Below are 16808 nucleotides of genomic sequence, written 5' to 3' on the forward strand. Positions count from 1 at the left end.
AACTCTACACTTCATAAGCGCTAAATAAGGCGTCAATTTTACTTTGGCACTGTTATTGCATTTATCAAATATCGTATTTTTAATGAGTCAATGTTATGGACAAAATGGTCTACATTGCCATGTCGGGTGCTAAGCAAAGTATGCGAGGTCTGGCCCTAAAGGCTAATAACCTTGCTAATGCTAACACCACTGGCTTTAAAGCTGATTTTGCACAAGCCCGCTCTATGCAAGCGTTTGGTGAAGGCATGCCTACACGCGTGTTTTCTATGCAAGAGCGACCTGGCTCAAATATGGAGTCGGGTGGGTATGTTGAGACTGGACGCGATCTTGATGTTGCATTGAGTGATAGAGGTTGGCTAAGTGTTCAAGATGCCTCAGGTAACGAAGCTTATACAAAAGCCGGTACATTAAACATTACTCCCGATGGCGCATTAATGACCAGCCATGGACGTCAAGTTATTGGCGAAGGTGGTCCGATTATTTTGCCACTGCCCATTGAAAAAGTTGAATTTAGTTCAGATGGTTCTATTCAAGTTCGACCTCAAGGTGCGCCAGCAAACTTTTTAGAAGTCGTTGACAGACTTAAGGTTATTGAGGCTGATAACACGCAACTTGAAAAAGGTAATGATGGCTTATTTCGGCCAAAACCAGAGACCTTAGTGAATGGTCAATGTACCTTTTGTGATGTGTCAGAAAATGTAGAGGTGTTATCAGGCACACTTGAAATGTCCAATGTGAATCCTGTACATGAAATGGTCGATATGATCAGCCATCAACGCCAATTTGAATTACAAGTTAAATTGATGAAAACAGCGGAAGAGATTGATGAACGTCAAGATCAGCTGTTACGCATCGTTTAATAGCACTGAGAGGGTAGAATTATGAATCCTGCATTGTGGATCAGTAAAACAGGGCTTGATGCCCAACAAACCGATATTTCGGTGATTTCAAATAATCTCGCGAATGCCAGCACAGTAGGTTATAAAAAAAGCCGTGCTGTATTCGAAGATTTACTATATCAAAATATCAATCAGCCTGGTGGTCGCTCATCACAAGATACTGAAATGCCATCAGGTTTAATGCTTGGTGCGGGTGCAAAAGTAGTTGCAAACCAAAAGAACTTTTCGCAAGGTAATATGCTTACCACCGAAAACTCACTCGATTGGATGATTTCAGGACCTGGCTTTTTCGAAGTACAACTGCCAGATGGAAATATTGCTTACTCACGTAATGGTCAATTTACAACCGATGAAGATGGCCGAATTGTAACCTCTGGTGCGGGTTTCCCTATTCAGCCTGAAATGAATGTCCCTGACGATGCGCAATCAATCACTGTTTCACAAGATGGTGAAGTATCTGTGCGGGTGGCAGGACAAGCAGAAAATGTCGTGATTGGTCAGCTTACAATCAGTGATTTTATTAATCCGTCGGGTTTAGAGCCGATGGGGCAAAACCTTTATACAGAAACCGCTGTAAGTGGTGCGCCTGTGCAAGGTAATCCAGGAATTGATGGCTTAGGTACTGTGGTTCAAGGATCACTTGAAACGTCGAACGTTAATGTAACTGAAGAGCTTGTTAATCTGATTGAAACGCAACGAATTTATGAAATGAATTCAAAAGTGATTTCAGCCGTTGATGAAATGCTTAGCTACATTAATCAGCAGCTTTAATGGGTAGGAGGTCGCATGCGTAATATTATCTTAGTCACATCGGCAGCACTTATGTTAGGTGGTTGTATGTCAACACAGAACCACCATGTGGTTCAGGATGACCCTTACTATGCACCTATGTATCCAGAGCCTTCTGCTGAACAAATGGTACCAACAGGTTCATTGTTTGATAGTTACCTATCAAATGATTTGTATTCAGATAAAAAAGCACTTAGAACAGGCGATATTATTACTGTTAAGTTGCAAGAGTCTACGCAAGCATCGAAAGCGGCAAAAACTGAAACAGATAAAGAAACGGATGCGAGCTTAGATCCAGTTATTGGCTTAGGTGGAAACCCAGTTAATATAGGCGGAGATAGCATCCAGTTTGGTATTGGCTCAGGTTCATCATTTAAAGGCGATTCAAAGTCAAACCAGTCTAATAGCTTATTTGGTGATATATCCGTCAATGTAATGCGCGTTTTGCCTAATGGCAACCTAGTGATCCGCGGTGAAAAGTGGCTAACCTTAAATACAGGCGAAGAATTTATTCGTTTAGAAGGCTTAGTTCGCCCTGAGGATGTGACCGCCGATAATACAGTCACATCGAATCGCATTGCGAATGCACGAATTCAATATTCAGGAAAAGGGCAAATGCAAGAGTCGCAAAGTGCAGGGTGGCTTTCACGATTCTTCAGTAGTTCACTTTTTCCTTTTTAGAGGTAACACATCATGAATGGGGTTAAATGCATCATCGCACTTTGCTTACTTAGTTTGCAGTTTAGTGTGCAGGCTGAGCGGGTTAAAGATGTTTCTATGGTCGAAGGTGTTCGCTCTAACCAATTAGTTGGCTATGGTCTGGTGGTTGGTTTGCCAGGTACTGGTGAACAAAGCCGTTTTACTGAACAAAGCTTTAAAGCCATGCTTAATGGTTTTGGCATAACTTTGCCGGCGAGTTTAAAGCCAAAAATTAAAAATGTTGCCGCTGTTGCTGTGCACGCAGAATTGCCTGCATTTAGAAAGCCTGGCCAAACAATTGACATCACGGTCTCTTCAATTGGTAGTGCAGGAAGCCTACGTGGTGGTACATTACTGCAAACCTTCTTAAAAGGGGTTGATGGCAACACCTATGCGATTGCCCAAGGTAGCCTTGTCGTTGGTGGGTTAGGCGCAGAAGGTGCTGACGGTAGCCGTGTTATTATCAACACACCCACTGTTGGGCGTATTCCTAATGGCGCAACGGTTGAGAGAGCAGTTAAAAGCCCGTTTATGCAAGGCGACTACATTACCTTTAACTTGAATCGCCCTGATTTCACAACAGCAAAAAGATTAGAGCAAACAATTAATGACTTAGTTGGTCCAAATAGTGCGCAAGCAATTGATGCGGCGTCAGTAAGAGTACTTGCACCTCGTGATGCATCGCAGCGTGTTGCTTATTTATCAACGCTTGAAAATTTGGAGTTCAAACCCGCTGACACTGCAGCAAAAATTATTGTTAATTCACGTACAGGCACGATAGTGATTGGTAAGAATGTTAAATTGCAACCGGCGGCGATTACGCATGGTGGATTAACCGTTACCATCGCTGAGCAGCAAAATGTTTCGCAGCCAAACGCATTTAGCGAGGGTGAAACAGTTGTGACTAATCAAAGCATTATCGATGTTGACCAAGATGATTCTCGTGCATTTGTATTTAATCCAGGAATTAGTCTTGATGATCTGGTGCGTGCTATTAACGAAGTGGGGGCAGCGCCAGGTGACTTAATGGCCATTCTTGAAGCACTTAAGCAAGCAGGGGCCATAAACGGACAACTTGTGATTATCTAATTAACTAAAAACGCGCGAAAGCGCGTTTTTAGTCTCTGCGTTATTATTCTAAATTCTTTTCTCTTATTTGTTGGCTCATTTTTTGCATTTGATTGGGTATTAATAATTATTGTGTCAAAAAGCTGATGGATACTAATCATCTCGACAAGCAAAACTTTTTTGATTTAGGTAACTTAGACTCATTACGTCAAAGTGCCCTAAAAAGTGATGCCTCTAGCGATGCGTCAAAAGAGGCGCTAAAAAAGGCGGCGGCACAATTTGAATCTATCTTCACACAAATGCTCTTAAAGAGTATGCGTAAAGCGAATGAAGCGTTCGAAGATAAAGACAGTCCTTTTAACACCAGTGGCGTAAAGTTTTTTGAAGAAATGCATGATCAGCAACTATCAGTCGAGCTGTCTTCAAATGGCTCATTGGGTTTAGCAGATCTTATTGTTCAGCAGTTATCGCCTGATGGCAAAAAATTTATGCCAGGCTCTGTGCTTAGGACTACAACTGAGTTTAACAGTGATAGACGTGCAAGTGGTGTTGAACAGCCAGATACGACGACTAAAGCTGTCGAGACTGCATCAGCCAATGAACAAACTGAAAATCGCTTTGATGATGCTGAATCATTTATCAGCACAGTGTGGGAACATGCTAAAAATGCAGCTGAGAAAATTGGTTTAAACCCTGCTGTCATGGTTGCGCAAGCTGCCCTTGAGACAGGTTGGGGAAAACACATTATTAGCAAAGCAGACGGCACCAGTAGTAACAACTTATTCAATATTAAATCTGATAAAAGCTGGCAAGGTGACAAAGCAAGCAAACTTACTTTGGAGTTTGAGCAAGGTGTGCCTGTTAAGAAACAAGCCAGTTTTCGTTCTTATCAATCGATTAAAGAAAGTGTTCATGATTTTGTGGATTTCCTCAATGAGAATCCTCGTTATCAAGAAGCACTTGAAAACACCGCAGAGCCTGCAGCATTTTTAGATTCTTTACAAAAAGCAGGTTATGCAACAGACCCAAATTATGCCGATAAAATAAAGCAGGTACTAAAGCGTGTTGAGCTTCAAAGTGTTGCTGCTTCATTGGTACGTTAAGGAGTAAGCCCTCATGTCATTTAATATTTATGACATTGCAAATGCTGGTATAAGAGCAAACTCACAGTTGCTGCAAACCACCAGTAAAAACATAGCCAATGTTAATACAGAAGGCTATGTACGTGAGCGAACAGAATTTACTACCATGATCGACAATCAAGTTGGTCGTGGTGAAACTTATCGTTTACTCAATGAGTTTGCGCAAAAACAGCTCAATCGTGACACGTCAAGTAAAGCATTTTTTGACCAATTTGTTACAGAAGCAAGCCGCATGGATAGCTTATTCTCAGAAGAGTCAAATAGTGTATCAACCAGTGTTAATTCGTTTTTTAATAATATTCAAGAAAGCCTAAATCAGCCATCGTCAAATGTTGCGCGTTCTTTAGTGATGACAGATGCACAGAATTTAATTGATCAGATGGATAGACTATCGGGGATTGTTTCAGAGCAAAAAGCGGTTGTGAATGAGCAGCTAGAAATCTTTTCCGAAGAAGCGAATAATTTAATTCAAAGTATAAGTGAACTGAATTCACAAATTGTTGCTGTTGATGGCACTGACCGTGAGTCACTTTCAAGTAGCCTTTATAATGAACGTGATAAAGCGATTCGTGATTTATCTGAATTAATTGATATTGAAACGCTTGATGGCAGTAACGGTGAAAAGCAAGTTTATTTAGGCACAGGCGAAGCCTTAGTTATGGAAAATGGTACATTTAATTTATTTTCTTTAACAGGCGATCCTGATCCGAGTTTTCAAGAACTTAAGTTAGATGTCAATGGTGGCAAAGCTGTGCCGCTTGAGGTGGATACGGGTAAATTAAAAGGCAAAATTGGTGGTCTTTTATCATTTCGTGATGACATCCTCGTGCCGGCACACAACCAGCTTGGTCAAATGGGGTTGGCGCTTGCTGATGCATTTAACCAACAGAATCACCTAGGTATGACTGCGAATGGTGAAATGGGCGGAGATATTTTTGCTATCCCTTCAACCAATGGCCTTGCGTATCAGGCAAATACGGGTAACGCATCAATGACGGCAACTGTTGAAGCTGGGTTTGGTAGTTCACTACCAGCCAGTGATTTTGTGATTAGTTATACCAGCCCTACGACAGTGGAAATCCAAGCAGTTGATAATAAAGGTGAGCCAATTGGTGCAGTAACCACCGCAGATGTAGTGGGTGGGGTTATTGACTCTTCAACTATTACACCTGCCGGTGGTGAGTCATTTGGTTTAGAGCTCAATGTTTCTGGCACGGCGAATGTCGGTGATAAGTTTATGGTTAAATTAAACTCTCACGCTTCTGGCAATTTAGAGCTAGCTACAAACAGACCCGAAGACTTAGCGCTTGCATCGCCTATTCGAACAGCTAATGATATCAACAACACCAGTGATGCCAGTATTACTGCTGGAACAGTAACCGATGCAGGCTATTTCGGTTCTCCAGTCAGTTTACCTAATGGCAGTATTACGATTTCTAAAACTGCAGAGCCAGATGAATATACAGTGTCTGATGGGGTTAATACTGAAACATTCAACGGAACACCGCCATTAAAAAATGTGCTTTCAGCAGCAGGCGGTAACTTTGTAAATTACGGTTTTGATTTCGATATAGAAGGTACGCCTGCTTTAGGTGATACATTTACTGTGGAAGCAAATGAAGGCGGAATTGACGATAACCGTAATGGTTTATTGCTAGCTGATATTCAGAATTCAAATATCGTGAGACGAAATGTTGACGGCTCAGCAGATAATAACCATCAAACCGTTAATCAAGCCTATACTGGTTTAGTGTCTGATATTGGTGTGGTTACAGGGCAAGCTCAAACGAATGGCGCAGCTTTTACAGCGTTGGCTGAGCAGTCTGAAGCATGGTATGAATCTTTGTCGGGTGTAAACCTAGATGAAGAAGCTGCTAATTTGCTTCGTTTTCAACAATCTTATGCGGCGTCTGCACAAGTGCTTGCGACTGCCCGTTCAGTTTTTGATACCTTATTAAGTGCGGCGAGGTAATTATGCGTTTATCTAATAATTTAATGTACCAAAGCAGTATCAACAAAATTCTTGAAGGGCAGCAAGGTGTTGCTAATGCACAAGAGCGCGTGAATACTGGGCAAAAATATTTATCGACTTCAGAAAGCCCGTCTGCCTACTCGCAAGCATCTTTATTTACAAATAAAATTCAGACAAACGAGCAGTATACTAAAAATATTAATCAACTGAATGGCCGATTAGAAACAGAAGAAAGTGTACTACAAAATATCAATACCACCATTCAGGCTGCGCAAGAGCTAGCAATTCGAGCCGGTAATGGGGCGATGAGCCAGACAGACTTACAAACCATTGCCAGTGAGCTGGAGGAGCTGCAAAAGTCTTTGCTCAGCTCAATGAATAGTCAATCTGAAGATGGCAAGTATATTTTTTCTGGTTATCAAGATAGCACGCAAACATACAGCCTGAATACGCTAACTGGCCTATATGAATATCAAGGCGATCAGGGACAGCATAAAGTAACAATAGCTAAAGGTGTTGATGTTCGCTCAAGTGATAATGGTTTTACTGCGTTCGAAAAAGTGAATGCCCGCCTTGATGTAGTATCAAATGAGGGAACAGCGGCAGGCGGTGTTACATCGGGTACTGTGTATGTCAAAAAACAAGCTGATTTTGATAAGTTCCATCAAGCGAATTACGACTTGAACCCGACGGCATTGCCTGCAGATAATACATTTCAAGTCGAACTTGTTCCAGGTGTTAACCCTGGTGACCCTGATACCTATGTTATTAATGACGGCTATGGTAATCCAATCACCCCAGCAGTGACTGGTGAATATACAGGCGAGCCAATTGAATATGCTGGTATGGAGTTTAAGCTAGAGGGCGCAGCCCCTGGTACGTTTGACTTTTCGTTGCAACAACCGCAAAAAGAAAATGTACTCAATACCATGCAAAACCTGATCACTAGCCTTAATAGTGGCCTTGAAGGTGATGAGCTGCACGATGCACTCGCTGATGGTTTGGTGCAATTACAAAATGCCAGTGATCAAGTTGTGTTTACTCAAGCAAGTTTAGGTGCACGTATGAACTTGGTTGAGCAAGTGACTGACTCAAATAGCGCGTTAGATATTAATAATAAAGAGAGTAAAGCAAACTTAGTTGAAGTCGATATGGCCGAAGCGATTAGCGATTTAACGAAACATGAAACAGCGTTGCAGGCATCACAAGCAACCTTTGGACGCTTAGCCAACTTAACATTGTTTGATTATTTATAGTGACAAAACATCGGAAATAGTTTGCCTATTTCTAAAAAAGCCAGTGGCAATAAATTGTCACTGGCTTTTTTATTATGAGCTTTATCATAAGGAGTGAATTAAAAACGCTTATAAAACATGGTTTTAAAATTTATTTTTGAGCTGGCACGCTTCCTGCTTTATGTGTTTTACAAAGCGCGTGGTTCCTCACATTATCATTGGACCACAGCCTAATTAAAACTAGGAGATGGTAAAATGGCATTAACAGTCAATACTAATGTGTCGTCACTAAACGCACAGCGTAATCTGAATAAATCAAGTCAAGGTTTAACAACCTCAATGGAACGCTTAGCGTCAGGTATGCGTATTAATAGCGCCAAAGACGATGCAGCGGGCCTACAAATTTCAAACCGTTTAACATCACAAATAAACGGTCTTGCAGTCGCACAGCGTAACGCAAATGATGGTATCTCAATGGCGCAAACAGCTGAAGGTGCGATGCAAGAGTCTACCAGTATCTTACAACGTATGCGTGAGCTTGCGCTTCAAGCTGCAAATGGTTCAAACTCAGCAGAAGATAGAGACGCGCTACAGCAAGAAGTTACAGCATTACAAACAGAATTAACTCGTATCTCTGATACAACAACGTTCGGTGGTGTACAGCTACTCGATGGAACCTTTGGCACTAAGCAATTCCAAGTGGGCTCAGATGCGAACCAAACGATTGATGTAACACTTGAGAGCACAGCTGCGGGTGATATCGGCTCACATGAAGTGAAAGGTGGCGGGTCAGTTTTTGGTGAGTTTAATGCTTCAACACTCGCAACAGAGTTTGCTAATGGTACTGGGGGCAGCGTAACTTTCTCTGGTTATAAGGGTGCTTATACACATACCTATGCAAATACACAATCAGCAGTGGATGTTGCTGAGGCAATTAATGCAGAGAATACAGGTATTGAAGCAAAAGCTTATGTAAATGTAACAATCGACAATTTAGGTGTTGATGATGATGGTACTTTAAACGTTGGTACTAAATCTTATGATTTAGCAACGTTTGCGGGTAACGCGGAGCGTTTATCTGAAGAGCTTGCTAAAGATGGCTTTAATGTAAAATTTGATGCAGATACAGGCTCTATTGATCTAACTGCTGAAGGTGTGAATGGGGTTGAAATCACAGGTTCAACGCTACCAGGTGCTACGGTGCAGTTAGATGGTAATGCAACAGCAGCTGATGTGAGTAAAACGTCTGAACTAAGACTTACCTCAACTCAACAGTTTACAGTGGGTGATGATGGTACGGCAGACGCGGCAGAACTTGTTGCAGGAACTGCCTCTACGCTATCTACTGTTAAAGATATTGATATTGCATCGTCTCAAGATGGTGCGCAAAGTGCTATTGATGTTATTGACTCGGCAATTGCACAAATTGACAGTATTCGAGCTGGACTAGGTGCGGTACAAAACCGTTTTGGTCACACAATTAGTAACTTAGCGAATGTTGCTGAAAACGTATCGGCTTCACGTAGCCGTATTCAAGATACTGACTTTGCTACAGAAACAGCGCACATGACGAAAAACCAAATCTTGCAACAAGCGGGTACGTCAATTTTGTCGCAAGCGAATCAAATACCACAAGCAGCAATCAGCCTGTTGGGTGGCTAATATTAGTTGTTACTTTAAAAACGCACTCACTGAGTGCGTTTTTTGTTTTAGGTGTCAGATCTTTTGCTATCCTAGGTGGATATCAACAATTAAATTTTGCCCAGAACTTACGGGCAACTTTATCTTGAAATAGCTATTAATAAGTACGATGAGTAATAGCTGTGACTCTTAGTCGCACAGTTTTATTAAGCATCACTGCGTTAGTAGAAAATGTAATAATGGCTCTTTTAAGCAATAAATGTAGGGATGGAATGCAAAACATCTTCTTTAAATAGACGGTTTAATGAATAATAAAATTCAATAATTTTAAATAGTTAAATTATTTTCTAATAAAAATATTAATTTTTTTGAAAAAAACTCTAAAGATAAATCTTCACCTGCCGTTAACTTAACCAGTACAGAGCTTGAACATACAATTGTGAAAGTTCTTGGTTAAATCAAAACAGATATATTACGAAAGTAATCAGGAGTTTTATCATGGCTTTATCAGTAAATACAAATGTATCTTCATTAAATGCTCAACGTAACTTGTCTCGTTCAAGTGAAGGCTTAGCAACTTCAATGGAACGTTTAGCATCAGGTATGCGTATCAACAGCGCAAAAGATGATGCGGCAGGCCTACAAATTTCAAACCGTTTAACTTCACAGGTAAATGGTCTAGCAGTAGCACAACGTAATGCTAACGACGGTATCTCAATGGCACAAACTGCTGAAGGTGCGATGAATGAGTCAACAAGTATCCTTCAACGTATGCGTGAGCTAGCACTACAATCAGCTAACGGTTCAAACTCTGCTGAAGACCGTGATGCACTTCAAGAAGAAGTTGTAGCACTACAAACAGAATTAACACGTATCGCTGATACAACGACATTCGGTGGTGTAAAACTACTAGATGGTAGCTTTGGTACAAAACAGTTCCAAGTTGGTTCAAATGCGAACCAAACAATTGACATCACATTAGATGGTACAAGTTCTAATGACCTTGGTGCAAATGAAATTAAAGGTGCAGGTTCAGTTTATGGTCTAGCTGCAGCAAGCGATCTGGCGACTAACAATGCCGTAACTGCCGGTGATGTAACTTTCTCGGGCTATAAAGGTGCAGCAACAATTTCTGTTGCCGCGACTGATTCAGCTAAAGATGTTGCAGATGCTTTAAATGCTCAAAGCACAGGTATCACAGCGGAGGCTTCTCTTGAAGTGACTCTTGGCAACCTATCAGTTGATGATGATGGTACTTTAGCGATTGGTGGCAAAACATATGATTTAGCTGACTACGCAGGTAACACTGAGCGTCTATCGGATGACCTTGCAAAAGACGGCTTCGATGTAACTTACGACGCAGATGCAAATACAATTGACCTAAAAGCAACTGATGTTGAAGGTATTGAAGTAACAGCTGCTTCGGCGGGTACGCTTTCATTCACCGATAGTGCAGGCACTGAGATTGTTGCAGGCGCGACTAATGCTGCGGTTTCTGTTTCATCAGAGCTTAAGCTAACATCGACTCAATCATTTACTGTAGGTGATGACGGTACTGCGGATACAGCTGAGATTTTATCTGGTGCATCGTCACAGTTGAATGATGTTAACAGCATCAATATCTCAACTAGCCAAGCATCTGCTCAAGAAGCAATTGATGTTATTGACTCGGCAATTGCACAGATTGATAGCCAACGTGCGAGCCTAGGTGCGGTTCAAAACCGTTTTGGTCACACAATCAGTAACCTTGCAAACATCTCTGAAAACGTATCTGCTTCACGTAGCCGTATTCAAGATACTGACTTTGCAACAGAAACTGCACACATGACTAAAAACCAAATCTTGCAACAAGCAGGTACATCAATCTTGTCGCAAGCGAACCAATTACCACAAGCAGCGCTTAGCTTAATTGGTTAATAGTGTGATTAGTTACAACAACTAATGGTTAAGTCAGCATTAGTTAACTAAAATAAAAAGGAGATTGGCTTAGCTAATCTCCTTTTGTTGTATTAGCCATAGGGTAAAATGTTTAAGGAGGCGTTATGAGTGCAATAACCCAAAGCCCTGATTTTGTAGTGGCTCCGCAAAAAGCTGATGATAAGTTAGCTGCGAGTCCACAACTGACAGCAACGGCGGTTGATGAATCAAATAAAACGGAAAATACACTTCAACAACAAACAGAGCAAAATTATCAACAAGTGCAACAAAGCGGTGAAAAAGATGAATTGGGCCGCGAGCAGCTTGAGAAAATGGCGCAACAATTGCAGGACTTCATGGGCGAAATGAATCGCAGTTTGCAGTTTCAAGTTGATGAAGAGTCGGGCCGTGATGTTATTAAAGTGGTTGATAAAAACAGTGGTGAGCTAATTAAGCAATACCCATCTGAAGAAGTGTTGAGCCTAGTGGCTAAACTTTCAGAAACCGCTGGTTTTTTAATTGATCAAACAGCTTAGCTTTTTGCTACTTTGATTTAAATAGGTAATTAAGAGGATGTGTTATGGCTATTTCATTTAATGGTTTAGGTTCAGGTTTAGCAGTATCAGATATTGTTGATGCGTTAGTTAATGCTGAGCGCACCCCTTTTACTTCACGTTTAAATAAAAGAGAAGCAACGTTAACAACGGATATTTCAGCAGCTGGTGCACTCAAATCAGCACTTGAAAAACTGCAAACCTCAATGGAAGCATTAGGTGATGTTGAAAACTATCAAAGAAGAAGCATTTCTGGTGGTGATGACTTTCTTTCCGTTGAATCAGATAAAGACGCTCAGCCTGGTGGTTATAATGTAAAGGTTGATGCGCTCGCACAAGCACATAAGTTGTCATCACCAGCCTTTGCTGCGGATGAGCCAATTGGTAGTGGCGTTATTACCATTAGCTCAGGCGAAAATAGTTTTTCTACTGTCTTGTCACCAACAAATACATTAGAGGATTTACGAGACCAAATAAATAATGGTCCATTCACGGGTACTGATAGCAATGACTCTGTGACAGCAACAATAGTTACTACGGACGCTGGACAACATTTAGTATTAACAAGTAAAGAAACCGGTGAAGAAAATGCCATCAGCATTACAGTGCAAGATAATGATGGTAACAACACTGATGCAGGTGGCCTTTCTCGCTTAGCATATGATGTATCAGATGCCGATCCTGCTAATCATGTTACTAATTTAACCGAAGTTGATGCTGCGCAGAATGCACAAATTACCATTGATGGCACACTCACCGTGACGAGTAACACGAATGAGTTTAAGAATGTTATTGATGGCGTAGATATCACAGCTAAAAAAGTGCACGATGCAGATGATGATGACAGCTCATTAAAGGTTACTGAGAATAATAGTAACATAAAGGCTGGCTTAAACAGTTTTATTGAAAGCTATAATGAGTTACTTGAGCTAAGCAAAAATCTTGGCCGCTCAGGTGAAGACGGAGCAGGGGTTATGGCCGGTGACTCTATGCTTCGTGGTGTGATGTCAAAGCTTCGCCAGCAGCTAACCAATGAAGTTGGCTTGAGTGATGGCAGCAGCTTGTCATTATCTAAGCTTGGGGTTGAAGCAGACCGTTACGGTAAACTGACCTTAGATACAGAGCGTTTAGATGAGCAAGTAAAAGCAGATGTGGATTTAGTTCAAGAATTCTTTTTAGGTGACAATGAAGACGAGGGCGGCTTTGCGCAGTCTTTTGATGAACTTATGAGCTTTTATACTGACTCTGATGGTATTGTTCAAAACAGAATTGACAGTAAACAAACTCAGTTAGATGGTTTAGATGATGAGCGCATTGATTTTGCAAGAAAAATGGAATCTTTAGAGTCTCGTTTATATGCACAATATAACAGCATGGATTTACTTGTTGCACAGCTAAACTCAACCAGTAGTTATGTTCAAGCGCAGCTTGATAATATGCCAGGGGTTGTTAAAAAGAGTAATTAGTAAACTTATCACTTTTCCTTATTTAAGCGCCAACTTCTTTGGCGCTTTTTTGTTTTTGGCGTACAAACTATTTTTTATCAAGAATTACGCTTTGCTTGAAAACCCCCACAAACATAATCAGTTTACCCACGTCGACCTTTATGCTGCGAAAATAAATAACAAAAGTGATATTAACTCGTATTTTAGTCGCGACCTTATGTCGCGCAACTGATATAGCAAAAGTAATATTAACCCGTGATGTAGTCGCGCAATTGAGGTAATAAAAACAACTAAACGCTTGATTAGCACTTAGTTGCTTTATATTTAGAGATAGCCTTGTTTGATTTTCGTTGGCTGAGAAGCTCGGCTTGTGTTTTGTCTCTTGCGCTTTTTAGTCTGGCCATGGCGGAAGAAATACGGGTTTGTATTGCTAAGAGCTCTTGTTCGGTTGGAGGCGTGCTACTTTCACACCAAGCTCTTAGCTTTTTATCGATAGCCACTAACGATTGGCTGGCAAGCTCAATCTCTGTTTTGTCTATATGCTCTGAAAGGGCAGTGAGTTGCTCGTCCAGAGTCAGATTATTAGGCATTTTATTGATCAGCTTTAGGTGTGCGCTCATCTGCTGGAATTGCATCCCAGCCTTCTTTTATTTCTTTTACGATTCGAATAACGTCATCAATTGCATCAATATCATTATTGATATTTGCTTCTGTTAGACGGCGTTGGCAAAAGTCGTAAAGTGATAAAAGGTTATTAGAAATTTCTCCGCCTTTCTCAAAGTTTAAAGCGTCTTGTAAAGCGCCAAACAATAAAATGCTACTAGAGATATTCTCACCCTTTTTTTCAAGTTCTTTACGTTCAATAAAGCCCTTTGTTGCCGCTAATCTGCCAATGATATTATTGAAGATAAGGTTTATCTGCTCGTACGGTGTCATTTCGTTGATGTTGCTAACGCTAACCTGACTGTACTTTTTTACTGAGATGTGTGCCATGAGAAAATCCTATAATTAAAACACCAATTAATAAAACAAATCTAAGCAATATTAGTGCCATAGATAGTATCGGCAGAATTAACTTTTTCTTTATCTTAGTCTAGATGAATTATACAAATGTGCGTAGCTGCACCAAAGTAAAAACTTCTCTATTGAGTTAAGTTAGTAGTTTAGTATTGCTTTTTCTACTAAGTGACTATTTTTTGGCGTTGATGTCAATAAATTGCCGCTTTGCGCTTGCATCCCGTTCAAACTCGCTTACAATTTAAAAATTAACTAACCGAGTGGTAACTGTGGTTCGCCAATAATGATCTTAATTTTAGACAATAATAATAATCGTGCGATAGGTTTACATGCAGCACTTACCTTTATAGGTGAAGCTGTTCAATTGGTTGATGAGTCAACACTTCAAACATTTTGTGAAAAGCACCAACAGCAAGAATGTATGGTGATTCTTGGGGCTTTACAGCAACTAAGTCATGAAACCGTTATAAAGCAGTTTCCTGCTATCCCATTCTTACTGATAGGTGAAACACTCAAGCCGTTATTGAGTATTGCTAACGTGGTGGGGTTAATTTGTGAACCCTTTAACCATGATGTAACTACCCAGCTTTTGCATGATTGTCAGCAATATCAACGTATGTTGCCAGGCGAGCATAAACAGTCTAAATCGCATAAATCATTTGATGGTTTAGTGGGTGAAACTGACGCAGTCAAAGATGTTCGATTTTTAATTGAACAAGTCGCAAAAACAGATGCCAATGTGCTCATTTTAGGTGAATCTGGCACTGGTAAAGAAGTTGTCGCCCGTAATGTTCACTTATTGTCAAAGCGTAACACAGGACCATTTGTTCCAGTAAACTGCGGAGCAATCCCTGGAGAGTTACTTGAAAGTGAGTTATTTGGTCATGAAAAAGGCGCTTTTACAGGTGCGATTTCTGCACGTAAAGGTCGCTTCGAATTGGCGCAAGGTGGCACGCTCTTTTTAGATGAAATTGGTGACATGCCATTGCAAATGCAGGTGAAGTTACTACGTGTTTTACAAGAGAGAAGCTATGAGCGGGTAGGCGGTACTAAGCCTATTCAGGCTGATGTGCGCATCATTGCTGCAACCCACAGAAACCTTGAGGATATGATCGAAAAAGGGGATTTTCGTGAAGATCTTTTTTATCGCTTAAATGTATTCCCGATTGAAAACCCATCACTAAGCGAACGCGCAGACGATATTCCACTGTTATTAAAAGAGTTAATGCGCCGTGTAAACGAGCAAAGTGGCACTACAGCCAAGTTCACTGAGCGCGCGATTCAAAGTTTAAAAGAGCATGCGTGGCCTGGCAATATTCGTGAGCTGGCGAACCTCGTTGAGCGTATGGTGATCATGTTCCCTGATAAGGTCGTTGATATACCAGACTTACCAAGCAAATACCGCTATATTGAAGTCGATGCCTATGAGCCTGAATACCCTGAAGAGTTAATGGAACGAGATGCCTTTAACGATATTTTCAGCAGTGGTTTTAGCGACTACGAGGACGAAGAGCCTGAGCTTTCAGCCGCGTCAGCTGATTCAGGTTTATTACCTGAAGAAGGTATTGAGCTAAAAGAGTATTTAGCAGATTTAGAGATAAGCCTGATTAGCCAAGCGCTTGAGCGTTATGACTATGTGGTGGCACGTGCCGCTGAAATTTTAGGTGTACGCCGTACAACCCTAGTCGAAAAAATGAAAAAGTATAATCTGTCGCGAGATTAACCTGCTTTAGCTTTTCATTATTCCCAAAAAATGTGTAGGTCATTTTAGCAACACGCTGTGATAGATGACCTACTTGTTTTTATTCGCTTCAAATTAACACTAATCGTGCAGTCAATACTGTGCAATTATTTCAGCTTTTCTAAAACAATCATTACTGTGGTCGTTAACCATGCCACAGGCCTGCATATGTGCATAAACAGTTGTTGGCCCTAAAAATTTAAAGCCGCGCTTTTTTAGATCTTTAGCAAAAGCGGTCGAGGCTTCTGTTATAGCAGGGTAATCTTCTCGCTTTTCAAGGTTATTCACCAGTGGTTTACCACCTACAAACTGCCATTGATAGTTTGAGAAACTACCAAACTCTTTTTGAATCTCAATAAAGCGTTGCGCGTTATTGATAGTGGCAGCGATTTTAGCGCGATTACGAATAATGCCTTCAAACTGCATTAACCGTTCGACGTCGTCTTCGGTCATTCTGGCAACCTCTTCGACAACAAAGTTTTTGAAGGCACTGCGATAGCCATCACGCTTTTTAAGTATGGTATACCAACTCAGTCCCGCTTGTGCTGACTCTAAGGTTATAAACTCAAATAAGCGGTGATCGTCATATAATGGCACACCCCATTCTTCATCATGGTAGGCTACATAATCTTCTTTATTGGTGTCGAGCCATGGGCAGCGACAAAGGTGTTCTTTTTGCATCGTTCCCT

The 16808-nt window shown here is 40.9% G+C and carries 15 protein-coding genes; 12 read left to right on the plus strand and 3 right to left on the minus strand.

From position 1 onward, the window contains the following. The first annotated feature begins 95 nt into the window (after positions 1 to 95). The 11 genes from NYF15_RS12560 (at position 96) to fliD (ending at position 13382) form a co-directional block, all read left to right on the plus strand. Positions 96 to 860, plus strand: coding sequence for a flagellar basal body rod protein FlgF (locus tag NYF15_RS12560; protein WP_062569706.1), 765 nt, complete (start codon positions 96 to 98; stop codon positions 858 to 860). Positions 861 to 881: 21 nt separating this feature from the next. Then, positions 882 to 1670, plus strand: coding sequence for a flagellar basal-body rod protein FlgG (flgG, locus tag NYF15_RS12565; protein WP_062569707.1), 789 nt, complete (start codon positions 882 to 884; stop codon positions 1668 to 1670). 15 nt (positions 1671 to 1685) lie between these two features. Continuing rightward, entirely contained in the window at positions 1686 to 2369 is a 684-nt protein-coding gene (gene flgH / locus NYF15_RS12570) for a flagellar basal body L-ring protein FlgH (protein WP_130150461.1), read from the plus strand. A gap of 12 nt (positions 2370 to 2381) precedes the next feature. Next, positions 2382 to 3476 carry a flagellar basal body P-ring protein FlgI gene (locus NYF15_RS12575; protein ID WP_130150462.1) on the plus strand — a complete coding sequence of 365 codons (1095 nt, stop codon included), beginning with the start codon at positions 2382 to 2384 and terminating at the stop codon, positions 3474 to 3476. 125 nt (positions 3477 to 3601) lie between these two features. Further along, positions 3602 to 4558: a flagellar assembly peptidoglycan hydrolase FlgJ gene (gene flgJ, locus NYF15_RS12580; RefSeq protein WP_371353752.1), complete on the plus strand. Its 957-nt coding sequence runs from the start codon at positions 3602 to 3604 to the stop codon at positions 4556 to 4558. Positions 4559 to 4571: 13 nt separating this feature from the next. After that, a complete protein-coding gene (gene flgK / locus NYF15_RS12585) occupies positions 4572 to 6569 on the plus strand; it encodes a flagellar hook-associated protein FlgK (RefSeq protein WP_130150464.1) in 1998 nt (665 codons plus the stop codon). 2 nt (positions 6570 to 6571) lie between these two features. Next, positions 6572 to 7825 (plus strand): flagellar hook-associated protein FlgL, encoded by a 1254-nt coding sequence (flgL, locus tag NYF15_RS12590; protein WP_130150465.1) that lies wholly within the window; start codon positions 6572 to 6574, stop codon positions 7823 to 7825. Between the two features lie 234 nt (positions 7826 to 8059). Further along, complete coding sequence (locus NYF15_RS12595) at positions 8060 to 9466, plus strand: flagellin (protein WP_371353753.1); 1407 nt, start codon at positions 8060 to 8062, stop codon at positions 9464 to 9466. Positions 9467 to 9943: 477 nt separating this feature from the next. Then, the gene (locus tag NYF15_RS12600; protein WP_371353754.1) at positions 9944 to 11362 is read left to right on the plus strand and encodes a flagellin; all 1419 of its coding nucleotides are present in this window, start codon (positions 9944 to 9946) and stop codon (positions 11360 to 11362) included. A gap of 125 nt (positions 11363 to 11487) precedes the next feature. After that, complete coding sequence (locus NYF15_RS12605; protein WP_371353755.1) at positions 11488 to 11898, plus strand: flagellar protein FlaG; 411 nt, start codon at positions 11488 to 11490, stop codon at positions 11896 to 11898. A gap of 44 nt (positions 11899 to 11942) precedes the next feature. Then, positions 11943 to 13382 (plus strand): flagellar filament capping protein FliD, encoded by a 1440-nt coding sequence (gene fliD / locus NYF15_RS12610; protein ID WP_371353756.1) that lies wholly within the window; start codon positions 11943 to 11945, stop codon positions 13380 to 13382. A gap of 281 nt (positions 13383 to 13663) precedes the next feature. On the opposite strand, the gene NYF15_RS12615 is transcribed toward fliD, so the two are convergent. Next, positions 13664 to 13996, minus strand: a complete 333-nt coding sequence (locus NYF15_RS12615) for a hypothetical protein (protein ID WP_371353915.1) — start codon at positions 13994 to 13996, stop codon at positions 13664 to 13666. Then, positions 13953 to 14354, minus strand: a complete 402-nt coding sequence (gene fliS / locus NYF15_RS12620; RefSeq protein WP_062569718.1) for a flagellar export chaperone FliS — start codon at positions 14352 to 14354, stop codon at positions 13953 to 13955. Before fliS ends, NYF15_RS12615 begins: the two co-directional genes overlap by 44 nt. A 307-nt stretch (positions 14355 to 14661) precedes the next feature. Here fliS and NYF15_RS12625 point away from each other — a divergent pair, with 307 nt between their 5' ends. Then, positions 14662 to 16101: a sigma-54 dependent transcriptional regulator gene (locus NYF15_RS12625; protein ID WP_237118130.1), complete on the plus strand. Its 1440-nt coding sequence runs from the start codon at positions 14662 to 14664 to the stop codon at positions 16099 to 16101. A gap of 111 nt (positions 16102 to 16212) precedes the next feature. Here the strand turns inward: NYF15_RS12625 and NYF15_RS12630 are convergent, their stop codons facing one another. Then, positions 16213 to 16800 (minus strand): DNA-3-methyladenine glycosylase I, encoded by a 588-nt coding sequence (locus tag NYF15_RS12630; protein WP_341803082.1) that lies wholly within the window; start codon positions 16798 to 16800, stop codon positions 16213 to 16215. Between the last annotated feature and the right edge of the window lie 8 nt (positions 16801 to 16808).

The organism is Pseudoalteromonas sp. 68 DY56-GL68 (assembly GCF_041414825.1).
GTDB lineage: Bacteria > Pseudomonadota > Gammaproteobacteria > Enterobacterales > Alteromonadaceae > Pseudoalteromonas.

Bases quoted from the DNA above. Each gene is read 5' to 3' on its own strand.
- flgL (WP_130150465.1), top strand. From the start codon at position 6,572: ATGCGTTTATCTAATAATTTAATGTACCAAAGCAGTATCAACAAAATT.
- NYF15_RS12625 (WP_237118130.1), top strand. From the start codon at position 14,662: ATGATCTTAATTTTAGACAATAATAATAATCGTGCGATAGGTTTACAT.
- fliS (WP_062569718.1), bottom strand. From the start codon at position 14,354: ATGGCACACATCTCAGTAAAAAAGTACAGTCAGGTTAGCGTTAGCAAC.
- NYF15_RS12630 (WP_341803082.1), bottom strand. From the start codon at position 16,800: ATGCAAAAAGAACACCTTTGTCGCTGCCCATGGCTCGACACCAATAAA.
- NYF15_RS12615 (WP_371353915.1), bottom strand. From the start codon at position 13,996: ATGCAATTCCAGCAGATGAGCGCACACCTAAAGCTGATCAATAAAATG.
- NYF15_RS12560 (WP_062569706.1), top strand. From the start codon at position 96: ATGGACAAAATGGTCTACATTGCCATGTCGGGTGCTAAGCAAAGTATG.
- flgK (WP_130150464.1), top strand. From the start codon at position 4,572: ATGTCATTTAATATTTATGACATTGCAAATGCTGGTATAAGAGCAAAC.
- fliD (WP_371353756.1), top strand. From the start codon at position 11,943: ATGGCTATTTCATTTAATGGTTTAGGTTCAGGTTTAGCAGTATCAGAT.
- NYF15_RS12605 (WP_371353755.1), top strand. From the start codon at position 11,488: ATGAGTGCAATAACCCAAAGCCCTGATTTTGTAGTGGCTCCGCAAAAA.
- flgJ (WP_371353752.1), top strand. From the start codon at position 3,602: ATGGATACTAATCATCTCGACAAGCAAAACTTTTTTGATTTAGGTAAC.
- flgH (WP_130150461.1), top strand. From the start codon at position 1,686: ATGCGTAATATTATCTTAGTCACATCGGCAGCACTTATGTTAGGTGGT.
- flgG (WP_062569707.1), top strand. From the start codon at position 882: ATGAATCCTGCATTGTGGATCAGTAAAACAGGGCTTGATGCCCAACAA.
- NYF15_RS12600 (WP_371353754.1), top strand. From the start codon at position 9,944: ATGGCTTTATCAGTAAATACAAATGTATCTTCATTAAATGCTCAACGT.
- NYF15_RS12595 (WP_371353753.1), top strand. From the start codon at position 8,060: ATGGCATTAACAGTCAATACTAATGTGTCGTCACTAAACGCACAGCGT.
- NYF15_RS12575 (WP_130150462.1), top strand. From the start codon at position 2,382: ATGAATGGGGTTAAATGCATCATCGCACTTTGCTTACTTAGTTTGCAG.